Origin of the sequence: Flavobacterium sp. (genome assembly GCF_035299245.1) — a bacterium.
GTDB lineage: Bacteria > Bacteroidota > Bacteroidia > Flavobacteriales > Flavobacteriaceae > Flavobacterium.
Genome location: NZ_DATGWY010000010.1, coordinates 33210 through 44997 on the forward strand (window position 1 = coordinate 33210; position 11788 = coordinate 44997).

Genomic DNA, 11788 nt, shown 5'->3' on the forward strand with positions numbered 1-11788 from the left:
TCACTCTGAGAGTAGGAGCTCAAAGCAAAGACAAAACAGCTTAACAAACATAAAAAAAATTGTTTCAACATTATTTAGTTTCTTCCATAGAGTAACTAGATGTATTGATTTTGTTTATTTTTAAATGGTAGGATGAGGCGATAATTTCTAAAGCAACTTCGATATTATCAGCCGGAATTTTTCCTGTGAATAATTGTTCCGATTGTATGTCTTTTGCTTCTATTTTAACATTATACTGACGCTGAATTTCATCCACAACGTTAGTTAAATTTTCTTTTTCAAAATCCATTTGGTCAATGGTCCAAAGTGGTTTTTCAAGTGCAACTTCCTGATGAATGATCTTTACATTGCTTTCGAAAGAAACGGTTTGTCCTTTGGTTAAGATCACTTCTTCAGAGTTGTAATTTACTTTGACTCTTCCTTCGTAGCAGGTCACATCAAAACGATTGTTGCGCGCTTTTACGTTGAATTGTGTTCCTAAAACACTTACTTTTCCTAAATTGGTGTTGACTTGAAATTTCTTTCCTTTGGCCACTCTAAAGTACGCTTCACCTTTCAATTCAAGATTTCGATTGTCGTCCCAATTCCACTTTTTGTATTCAATCTCAGAACCCGAATTCAGTACTACTTCCGAATTATCAGGCAATAAAAAGGTAGTTTCTTTCCCGTTTTCTGCTAATTGAGTAGTAGGAGTGATGGTTTGATACGTGAAAAATAGTCCAAATCCTAAGATTAAAATAGCTGCAATTCTGAACATCCAGTTTCGATGCAATGGAACTACTTTTGGAGTTTCTTTTTTTGAGGCCAAAATAGTACTCAACATACCTTCTTCATTGAAACTTTCGGTTTGCAATTCTGAGGAATACTGTTTTATTTTTTCGTATAAATGATAATCAGGTTGCGATTGGAATTCCTTCAATTCAGCTTCCGTCATCTCATCATTCAACCATTTCGCTAATTGGTAATTTTCTTCCATGATTTCTTTATTCTTGTAGTTAAACAGTTGAGTGTTTTTTTACCCTACTTTATAATTTAACTGTATTTTATTTTTTTACTAATTTAATAGTTTTTGTTTCATTATTTGAAGCGAATGTACAAAAGTAAATGCCACTATTCAAACCCGATAAATCCATGGTATTGTTTTCAATATTCAAATCAAAATTCTGTAATGATTTTCCAGTAACATCAAAAACTGTGGCTTTTGTTACCTCATTTAATTGAACATTGACTGTATTTTCAAACGGATTTGGAGCTACTGAAAATAAATCTTCATTGGCAATTTCAGCAGTTGATAAAGCCGTTGGATTGTAATGATACGCTGTCATGTTGTGTGTACTGATGGCGTATAAACTGTTATCACTGGCAAAATCACACGCAATTCCGTCGCCACCATAAATATTCGGAAAGTCAATCCATTGTTGCACTCCAGTATTACTGTATTTTAGAATCACCATCTGTAAATACGATAAATTGGTTGCACTTGGTGATGGTCCGCCACGACCAGTTACAATAACTTCTCCATTAGCATTGGCAGTTAAATTATACGGATATTCGTCGTTGTAAGGAGTACCGTCGTATACTGTATTCCAGAGTAAATTTCCATCCGTATCGACTTGAAAAGTTCTCCAGTTGATGTATGAATTATTGGCAAACCAAGAGATTGCAGTTAGTCTATTGCCCTCTAATTTCAAACGAGTTGGATTTTCAGTAGGAGCAAAGTTGAAATTCTGAGCCCACAATTGTGTTCCGTTTGGACTGAATTTGTATAACAATAAATTGGAGCCAGTATTTAAAGTGGTGTCTTGGTAAGTTGACGATAATACATAACTGTTTCCTGCCTCATCAATTTCAACATCAACACCAACAAAACCCGGAACATTGGCGGTCCAAGTTATATTTCCTGTAGTTACATCTCGAGCAACTACAACCGTTTGGTTTACAGAACGTCCGCCCACCATAATGGCTGTATTTCCTTTGATTTTCATTGAACTGAAATTACCGTCGTTATCTCCGTTGTATGTATTGCTGTAAAGGGTTGTTCCATCAGGAGCAATTTTGTGTAAGGTCATTCCTGTTGGAACAGTAGGTCGAGCACCAATGTATAAATTTCCTTCAGAGTCAGTTATTGCACGCAATGTGCCTCCACCATAACTCACATAAATACTATGTTGAATGTTTTTCTTCCATAATAAAGCACCACTCGGACTGTATTTTAACACAACAATGGCATCGATATATTGAGTAGAACCTGTTCCTGCATAGCGATAACCAATCACAAAAACATTGTCGTTGGCATCGCAAGTAGTCCAATACGGACGTTGGTAATTGCTTTGAATTCCGGATGCATCCGAAACTTCCCAAAGCACATTTCCGTTGATGTCGTATTTGCGAGTGTAGATGTTTTCGGTATTCAAATAACCAGTTACAATCAAATTATCTTGACTATCAGTTGCCATCATAGTGGCCGTTTTATTGTATTCGTTTTCATCGTGCATCCAATCTAAACTAAATTGTGCAAATGAATGGTTTGAAAGAATCAACGTGAAAATTAATAAGAGTAGTTGTTTTTTCATGACATTTGGTTTTATGGTTTAGTACCGTAACAGTCGTTTTATACTTTACCCTACCTAAAATGTTCAAATTCTTTTCGCAATTCTAACAATGCCAGATGAATACGTTTTTCTACCGCTTTTACACTAATGTCCAATTCTTCTGCAATTTGAGCGTATTTTTTTCCGTCGATACGGTGCATCAAAAAAGCCACACGTTGGGTTTCGTTGAGTCGGTCAATGGCAGTAAGTAATTTGTCTTTGAATTGGTTTTCTTCTAATAGAAACTCCGGATTTTCGTTGGATCGATCGTTCATCGAATGGTGTTTTTGGTAATTCAGTTTTACCTTTTCGTGAGCGATGATGTTTAAAGAAGAATTGTTAGCAATAGTATAAATATACGATTTGGCTTTTTCCAATGGAACGTCTTTGCAATTCTGCCACAATTTAATAAAAGCTTCTTGCGTCATGTCTTCCGCCTGATCTTGATTGCCAAATTTATACAGCAAATAATTGCGTAAGGCTTTGGCGTGTTTTTTAAAGAAATCGGCATAAATGGATTCTTTGCAAACGTCTGATAAAGATGGAATTGATGACATGGTTTAAAATTGGTTGTGTAAAAATAGATATTTTTTTAAAGTAGGGTATAAAAATGATAAAATGTTTTAGCTAAAGAAATTTCTACAATAATACAACTATAGTTTATTGCAATAAGTGACATAAGTCACATTTTTATCGTATTGATAATCATAATTTTATAGCAAAAACCAACCTTTTTAATTAATTTCTAAATCAAATAAAATGAAAAAAATAATTACGTTACTAGTAGTTTTAAGTTGTGCCTATTCGTTTGCACAAGTTAGTGTAGCATGGTCCAATTTTCCTAGTGGAGTTGCTTTGGGTTTGGATTCTTCTGATAATGTCTATACCGCTTATTGGGATAGTAATCCGGCTGGAGACATTTCAATTGTTAAACGCAATTCATCTGGTTCCATCGTTTGGGAAACTTCATATAACAATACTGACAACACGCGCCATGAAGCCGCGACTTGGGTGGAAACCGATAGTCAGGGAAATGTTGTGGTTTCGGGGACAATTCGTTCAGGTTTTTCCAATCCAGTTAATGCAAATAGTATTCTGATGAAATTCAATTCTGATGGGACGCTACTTTGGCGCATTGTCTATGAAAATCCTTTTGATGGTTCATCAACAAGAAAATGCTTAATTGATGCAAATGATAATATTTATGTTCTTGGCATCGGAATGGGATCAAATGGTTTGGTTACAAATGTTAAGAAGTTCAGTCCAACAGGTGTAGCTCTCATGAATTATTTTGATGCAGGTTATGGAGGACCATTTAACATAAAGTTTACTACTGATAATCATCTTTTAATTGTCCACAGATCATTCACTGGAAGTATGAATTCTTTTTCTAAAATTACTCCATCGGGAGCATTTTTATGGAATACAGGAGCAATTAATAGTTTGTCAGCAGGTGATGCATGTGGCGATGCTTTTGGTAATGTTTATATAGTTAATGGAAATTACAACACAAGCAGTGGATGTGTTTTGAAAAAGTTAAGTCCGAATGGAGATGTTTTATGGAGTCAAAATAATGCTATAAATGCTACCCGAGTTGAAATAGACAGTAATAACAATCCTGTAATTGGCGGATATCAGGAAGTTGGTTATGGAGTTGCTTTTGCTAAATACGATAGCAATGGTAGTTTACTTTGGCAAAATTTGGATGCCGATGGCACTGGTTTTTCACTTTTAGCCCATGCAAAAATGAAAATTGATAACGAAGATTCAGTTTATTTAGCAGGCGGAACCATGTCGCAAATGGCGGTTTGTAAAGTAAATAACGACGGAACATCTGCTTGGACTATTGCAACATCCAGTGGTTATCCAACTGACTTTGATTTTGGTTCCGACAACAGTGTTTACGTAACTGGAGGAACAACTGCGAAGATTTTTCAAGGTTCTTTGTCAGTTGAAAATCCACAGATGATTGAAGAATCAATAAAAATTGCACCCAATCCGTGTGAAAATATACTAGAAATTGAAGGTGTTGAGGGTTTGAAAAACTATATAATTATAGATGTTTCTGGAAGAGTTGTTATAGAAAATAGTTTTAATTACAGTCCAATTGAGGTTTCTTCATTGTCATCTGGACTTTATCAACTGGTCATTTTTACTGACGTTAACGTAAAATATCAAGCAAAATTTGTTAAAAAGTAAAATAAATAAATTTTTTAGGTAGGGTTTTATTTGAAATAAATGTTTTACTTTCAAATGCTAAATAAAAGATATATGAAAACGATACAATTACTCTTGATTCTTGCTTTAAGCTTTGCATTGACAAATTGTCAAAATGAAGAAGAAGAAATTATTACTGATACACCGCCAACCGAATCTATAGTAACAGGTTCTCCACTTGCAGGTTTAATCAGTCGTAATTCTCAAAGCCCTACCGCTTGTGATAATGTATTGGATAATACAAGTTGTTTTCGCGTGGTTTTACCGGTAACAGTAACGGTGAATGGAAATCAAGTTACCGTTACAACAGAAGATGATTATCAAACAGTACAAGATTTAATTGACAATACCACTGGAAACGATATTGTATATTTTACCTATCCAATCACTATTCAATATCAAAATTTTACTACTGAGGTTATCAATGATTGGAATGAATTGGACGATGCTATTGACGATTGTGACGATGATGATGGTTTAGATGAAATTGATTGTGTTTTCATCAATTATCCGATAGTAATAAATATTTACAACACAAGTACACAAACCACCAATACGGTAACAATTCAAAATAACACGCAGTTGTATAATTTCATCAACGGATTAAATTCGGGAGTCATAGCTGCCATTGTATATCCCATCTCAGCCACGAATTCTAGTGGAGTGAATGTGGTAATTAATAACAACTCCGAATTAGAATCATTTTTAGAAGATTCGATTGATGATTGCGATGATGATGTTGGAACTTGGAATCCTTCGTTTACTACAGTATTAACAACAGGAAACTGGTATGTGTCGTATTTTGAAGAAGATGGAGATGTCGAAACAAGTAATTACAACGGATTCAATTTTACCTATTTCGCTAATAGCAATGTTGAAGTAATTAAAAACAGTGTGACTACACTTGGAACATGGACTACCTACATTGACGGCGGATACAACAAAATCGAATTTACTTTTGTTAACCCAGATTTGGAAAGTTTACAAGAAGACTGGATCATACTCGAATACAACCAAAACATTATCCGACTCAAACACGTTAGCGGTGGAAACGGCGGAACCGACTACTTAAATTTTACCAAATTATAATCAATAACCCTAAATTCTAAATTAAATTATTATGAAAACACTTAGATTAATTCCATTATTAGCTGCTTTGTTCATGCTTAATGTAGCTTCAATGTGCAGCTCAGACGACGATAATTCCAATTCAAGTCAAGATCCAACTCCCGTAATCAATACAGTCAATTCAGGAACATGGAGAATCACATTCTTTGAAGATTCAGGAACCAACGAAACCAGTCATTTTACAGGGTATAACTTTACTTTTGGTCCTGGAAACGCATTAACTGCAACCAATGGAACAAATTCTTATACTGGAACATGGTCAGTAATCTCAGACGATAGTGGAGATGACAGTCCGAGTAACGATTTGGATTTTAACATCGCATTTTCTACTCCAGCTGATTTCACTGATTTGACCGAAGATTGGAACATCATCACCTATACTTCAACCAAAATTCAACTCGTTCACGTGAGTGGTGGAAACGGCGGAACCGATTATGTAACGTTCGAAAAAAATTAATACTACCTACTACTTTTGCTAGAAAACCATCCTGAAAAAAACGGGATGGTTTTTTTAGTTCCAATCGTTTCCTAGTTCAATTTCAAATGCTTAAATTTGCACTTCATTTTTTAGAAAATACTTACCATTATGTTCAATAATTTAAGCGATAAATTAGATAAAGCATTCCACATCTTAAAAGGACACGGAAAAATCACCGAAGTTAACGTAGCCGAAACACTAAAAGAAGTGCGTCGTGCCTTGCTTGATGCCGATGTTAACTTTAAAATTGCCAAAGATTTCACTACTTCTGTCAAAGAAAAAGCAATCGGGCAAAACGTTTTAACTACTTTAGAACCAGGTCAATTATTAGTTAAAATCGTAAAAGATGAGTTGACCGAATTAATGGGCGGTGATGCTTCTGGAATCAACCTTTCGGGTAATCCAACCGTAATTTTAATGTCGGGTTTACAAGGTTCGGGTAAAACTACCTTTTCCGGAAAATTAGCCAATTATCTTAAAACTAAAAAGAATAAAAAACCACTTTTAGTAGCGTGTGATATTTACCGTCCAGCAGCAATCAATCAGTTGCATGTAGTCGGAGATCAAGTAGGAGTAGAAGTGTATTCTGAACCTGAAAATAAAAATCCAGTTGATATTTCGCTTAAAGCCATTGCCTATGCAAAAGCAAATGGTTTTAATGTTGTGATTGTCGATACTGCGGGTCGTTTAGCGGTCGATGAAGAAATGATGACCGAAATCGCCAACGTTCACAAAGCCATTCAACCCCAAGAAACCTTATTCGTAGTCGATTCGATGACGGGTCAAGATGCTGTAAATACAGCAAAAGCGTTCAACGATCGCTTGAATTTTGACGGTGTAATTTTGACTAAATTAGACGGTGATACTCGTGGTGGAGCCGCTATTTCGATTAAATCGGTAGTGGATAAACCCATCAAGTTCATCGGAACCGGTGAAAAAATGGACGCCATCGACGTGTTCTATCCATCGCGTATGGCCGATCGTATTCTCGGAATGGGTGACGTGGTTTCCTTGGTAGAAAGAGCTCAAGAACAATACGACGAAGAAGAAGCACGTAAACTCCAAAAGAAAATCGCTAAAAACGAATTCGGTTTTGACGATTTCTTGGCACAAATTCAACAAATCAAGAAAATGGGAAGCATGAAAGACTTAGTCGGAATGATTCCTGGTGCCGGAAAAGCACTCAAAGATGTTGAAATTGAAGACGATGCATTCAAACATGTGGAAGCAATCATCCATTCAATGACACCCAAAGAAAGAAGCAAACCATCCATCATCGATTTAAAAAGAAAAACCCGCATCGCCAAAGGTGCCGGACGCAAAATAGAAGAAGTAAATCAGTTGATGAAGCAATTCGACCAAATGAGCAAAATGATGAAAATGATGCAAGGTCCGGGCGGCAAAAACATGATGCGCATGATGGGAGGAATGAAAGGAATGAAGTAAATAATCAGTCGAAAGTCGAAAGTCAAAAAGTCAAAAGAAAGATGACTTTACGACTTTCGACTTTCGACTTTAAGACTACACAACAATGACCATTTTAGACGGAAAAAAAGTATCAGAAGACATCAAAAACGAAATCGCCGCTGAAGTCCAAAAGATGAAAGAAAACGGCGAAAAAGTGCCTCACCTTGCTGCAATTATTGTGGGAAATGACGGAGCCAGTTTGACTTATGTAGGCAGTAAAGTAAAAGCCTGCGAACGCGTTGGTTTTGAATCAACACTAATCAAAATGCCGAGCACTACTTCTGAAACTGAACTGCTCAAAAAAATCAAAGAGTTGAATCTGAATGACGATATCGATGGTTTTATCGTGCAACTTCCGTTACCCAAACAAATCGATACGCAAGAAATCATTATGGCAATCGATCCGAGTAAAGACGTTGATGGTTTCCACCCCGAAAACTTCGGGAAAATGGCTTTGGATATGAGTACGTTCATTCCAGCAACACCATTCGGAATTTTAGAATTGTTAGAGCGCTACAACGTTGACACCGAAGGAAAACATACGGTGGTTATCGGTCGCAGTCACATCGTGGGTCGCCCAATGAGTATTCTAATGGGACGAAAAGGTTTCCCCGGAAATTCAACCGTGACACTTACGCACAGTCATACCAAAAACATCAATCAAATTACCTCACAAGCCGATATCATCATTACTGCTTTGGGTGTTCCAAATTACCTAAAAGCCGAAATGATCAAAGACGACGCCGTAATCATCGATGTTGGAATCACGCGCGTTGCCGACGAAACAGCCGAAAGAGGTTACCGAATCACAGGCGATGTCGATTTTGAAAATGTAGTCAAAAAAGCCTCATTCATCACTCCAGTTCCAGGCGGAGTTGGCCCGATGACCATTGCCATGTTGCTTAAAAATACTTTGTTAGCGAGAGAACAAAAACGATTGAAAAAATAATGACAATTTCAGTGGCAACAAAAGAACAATTGCCCATTGTTCAGGAATTAGCCTATAAAATTTGGCCAGTTACGTACGGCGACATACTATCGAAAGAGCAATTCGATTACATGATGGAGATGATGTACAGCATCGATTCGTTGGAACAACAATTGCCCACCAAACCTTTTTTATTAGTAGAAGACGAAGGTCAATTCATCGGTTTTGTTTCCTACGAAATCAATTGGGAACATACAACCAAAACTAAGATCCACAAACTCTACGTTTTGCCTACTATTCAAGGCAAAGGCGTCGGAAAATTTCTGATCAATCACATAAAAGAATTAGCTCTAAAAGCACAAAATTCAGCTTTAATTTTAACAGTAAATCGCTTCAACAAAGCCAAAAAGTTTTACTTAAAACGAGGTTTCCACGTGGTAGAAGAAAAACAATTCCCAATCGGAAACGGCTACATCATGGACGATTACGTGATGGAGTTGCCTATTTAACTTACGTCATTGCCAGCTAGTCATTGCGAGGCACGAAGCAATCAGAAGCCAATCCAGCTTTACGTTCCAAGTTTTCTTGTAACAATTGGTTCTACTAAGCCCAACTAAGCGCTTCCGTTGGTCGCGTTAGTCTGTCAAGTATCACTCAATTGTTCCTTCAAAAAGCTTTCCACTTCAATCTGGGCTAGGACTTTTGTGCATTGAATTCCATTATGTTTAAAAACAAAAAGCTGCTCCATTCAGAACAGCTTCTCACAACTAAAAACTAATTCAACTCTAATTCAAACGATAAGCAATAATATTGTCTTCTGCCCAGTACGTGCTTCCAAAACCAGTTAGGGTTTCAGTGGTATTAGAAAAAACAGTTCGTCCCGCCACATAATAATAGGTTTTATTACCTGCAGTTGTATTGTTGATGATGATGGTTCCAGTTAACATTGCATACACACTTGTTCCACCAAAATTGCCACTCGCCAAAGTCGAACCTACAATATCAGGCGATGAAACTGGGTTGGCGCCAGCACTGTCCGAAAATGAAGATCGCACCCAAAAAAACGAATTATTCGGGGAAGGTGAAGGAGTCGAATTTCGAGCCAAAAGCATCGTCACGTTCACAGCATAACGTCCGGGTGGAAGTGTAATGTACGAACCCGTTTGTAAAAAATTAGCCGTTTGATTGTACGGAATACTTACTCCGGTTGCACTTAAAACACCTACTATATTGTCAATTCCAGTCGATTGCCATGTAGCAACACCATTCGCATCCGAAGTTAGCACTCTTCCGTTGGCTTGTGTTCCATCAACAATGCGCAAGGCACCATTCGTAGCACTATTCAGATGCAGCAATCGGTTAGGCGCAGTGGTTCCAATTCCGACATTTCCGCCTGTAAAAATTCCAGAATAGCCTAAATTATTTCCATTGGCAAACAACGCCTGATTAGTGGTAGTCGAAGCAGGAATGGTGTTTCCTAAATGTGCGTACACTCCAGTAGAAAAATAACTGGTAGAAGTATCACCCATTCCCATCATTCCAATTCCGTAACCCCAAGAAGAAACACCGCGACCAATTCCACGCACACCGATGTTTTGGTAATCAGATCCAGTTGTAAGCTGTTGCGCTTCTCCCAAAATTGTACTCTTATTGGTATTGGAAACATCACTCACATGCAATTTTTCCGTCGGATCGGCTATTCCAATTCCGATGTCACCAGTTGTGCGTTCCACTCGCATTCGTTCGATGTTATTGGTAGCAATTGTCACATCATTATTGTCAGTAGTTCCAATAAAATTCGAAGTAGCAGTAATGGGTGTAGTTCCGTAAACTCCTGGAAAAGGAGGTGAGCTGATTCCAGTATTGCCGTTCAACGACCAATCGTTGGTTCCACCAATCGGAATCCAGCGTGACAGCGTATTGTTCCAGTAATAAAATCCAGGTAATACATTATTCGGAGCAACGCCTGCAGCAGTAGTATTATAAACCACAGTTGAGGTAATCAAAGCGCCGCCTTGCGGATTCACAACAGTAGTATTGTCAAATACTGAAATTAAATTTACACGCGGTATCAGAACGCCATTATTGGTCGAACTTACATCCAATATTGCATTGGGAGTTGAAGTGTTTACACCTACTTGAGCAATGGTAAGCATCGGAAAAATGAACAAAAAAATAAGTAATTTATTCATAACTATTTTTTTATAAAGGTTGTTTTTAAAATCAGTTTGTTCTTCTGTACGATGTTCAATTCGTAGTTGCCTTTCTCTAAATGATTGACATTTATAAAAATGGTTTTTGACGGTAATTCGTCGATTTTGCCTACGTATTTGGTCTTTTTTTTCTCTGACATCGAACAAAAGTTAACGAACGAATTTACTTGGATAGGGTTAATCGATTTGAATAAAATTGAACGATACATCGCCTGCGTAATAACTCAGTGCAATATTAGTTGGATACGCTTGAGCTGTTCCACCAATCCATTTGTAGCTATCAATTCGGATATTGCCCGAAGTAACCGGATACGTTGCATTTGTATTACCTGTTCTTCTGTGGTTGTACCAATCATCAGAGTTCATGGTAATAGCGTATTGCTTGTTGGCAGTGAGTTCCAAATCAGCGATATCAAAGCCTTGCTCAGTATCAGCTGCAGTAACATTAACCGTTTCTGATCGGATTACGGTTGCTGTTGGCGTTGATTTGTCCCAAATGGTAACGCGTAAAGCATTGTTTGTAGCAGGAAGTTTTACTTTCAATGAAGTGATTTTTCCTTTTACTAATGGAGTGAATTCGCTTCCAAACTCATAACTTCCACCATTAATAGTAGCATCAGTAACAGCTGAAAATCCAGAGTTGGTTAGGAATCCAGCCATAAAGTTTTCTTCACTATAAGAAGGTCCATCGTCTTTTGAACACGACGATAATGTAATTGTAATGACAATTGCTAAAATTGTTTTTGTAAAATGATTTTTCATGGTA

General features: G+C 37.1%; 12 protein-coding genes. 6 read left to right on the forward strand and 6 right to left on the reverse strand.

Translation table 11 applies throughout. From position 1 onward, the window contains the following. Positions 1-70 precede the first annotated feature (70 nt). The 3 genes from VK161_RS07555 to VK161_RS07565 all read right to left on the reverse strand — a co-directional run bounded on the left by VK161_RS07555 (position 71) and on the right by VK161_RS07565 (position 3148). Positions 71-976 (reverse strand): FecR family protein, encoded by a 906-nt coding sequence (locus VK161_RS07555; RefSeq protein ID WP_324214163.1) that lies wholly within the window; start codon positions 974-976, stop codon positions 71-73. Between the two features lie 67 nt (positions 977-1043). After that, a complete protein-coding gene (locus tag VK161_RS07560; protein ID WP_324214164.1) occupies positions 1044-2573 on the reverse strand; it encodes a T9SS type A sorting domain-containing protein in 1530 nt (509 codons plus the stop codon). A gap of 50 nt (positions 2574-2623) precedes the next feature. Further along, positions 2624-3148 (reverse strand): RNA polymerase sigma factor, encoded by a 525-nt coding sequence (locus VK161_RS07565; protein ID WP_324214165.1) that lies wholly within the window; start codon positions 3146-3148, stop codon positions 2624-2626. A gap of 202 nt (positions 3149-3350) precedes the next feature. Here VK161_RS07565 and VK161_RS07570 point away from each other — a divergent pair, with 202 nt between their 5' ends. The 6 genes from VK161_RS07570 (at position 3351) to VK161_RS07595 (ending at position 9318) form a co-directional block, all read left to right on the forward strand. Then, positions 3351-4790 (forward strand): T9SS type A sorting domain-containing protein, encoded by a 1440-nt coding sequence (locus VK161_RS07570; protein ID WP_324214166.1) that lies wholly within the window; start codon positions 3351-3353, stop codon positions 4788-4790. A 72-nt stretch (positions 4791-4862) separates the two neighbouring features. Next, positions 4863-5897 carry a hypothetical protein gene (locus tag VK161_RS07575; protein ID WP_324214167.1) on the forward strand — a complete coding sequence of 345 codons (1035 nt, stop codon included), beginning with the start codon at positions 4863-4865 and terminating at the stop codon, positions 5895-5897. Between the two features lie 31 nt (positions 5898-5928). Beyond that, complete coding sequence (locus tag VK161_RS07580; protein WP_324214168.1) at positions 5929-6393, forward strand: hypothetical protein; 465 nt, start codon at positions 5929-5931, stop codon at positions 6391-6393. 129 nt (positions 6394-6522) lie between these two features. Beyond that, positions 6523-7860: a signal recognition particle protein gene (ffh, locus tag VK161_RS07585; protein ID WP_324214169.1), complete on the forward strand. Its 1338-nt coding sequence runs from the start codon at positions 6523-6525 to the stop codon at positions 7858-7860. A gap of 85 nt (positions 7861-7945) precedes the next feature. Continuing rightward, positions 7946-8830 (forward strand): bifunctional 5,10-methylenetetrahydrofolate dehydrogenase/5,10-methenyltetrahydrofolate cyclohydrolase, encoded by an 885-nt coding sequence (locus VK161_RS07590; protein ID WP_324214170.1) that lies wholly within the window; start codon positions 7946-7948, stop codon positions 8828-8830. After that, entirely contained in the window at positions 8830-9318 is a 489-nt protein-coding gene (locus VK161_RS07595; protein ID WP_324214171.1) for a GNAT family N-acetyltransferase, read from the forward strand. The genes VK161_RS07590 and VK161_RS07595 overlap by 1 nt, the downstream gene beginning before the upstream one ends. 276 nt (positions 9319-9594) lie before the next feature. Here the strand turns inward: VK161_RS07595 and VK161_RS07600 are convergent, their stop codons facing one another. The 3 genes from VK161_RS07600 to VK161_RS07610 are packed head-to-tail and all read right to left on the reverse strand — an operon-like array spanning position 9595 to position 11784. Further along, entirely contained in the window at positions 9595-11001 is a 1407-nt protein-coding gene (locus VK161_RS07600; RefSeq protein ID WP_324214172.1) for a hypothetical protein, read from the reverse strand. Between the two features lie 2 nt (positions 11002-11003). After that, on the reverse strand, positions 11004-11162 hold the full coding sequence (locus tag VK161_RS07605) for a hypothetical protein (RefSeq protein ID WP_324214173.1): 159 nt from the start codon (positions 11160-11162) through the stop codon (positions 11004-11006). A 37-nt stretch (positions 11163-11199) separates the two neighbouring features. Further along, entirely contained in the window at positions 11200-11784 is a 585-nt protein-coding gene (locus VK161_RS07610) for a hypothetical protein (RefSeq protein ID WP_324214174.1), read from the reverse strand. Positions 11785-11788 lie beyond the last annotated feature (4 nt).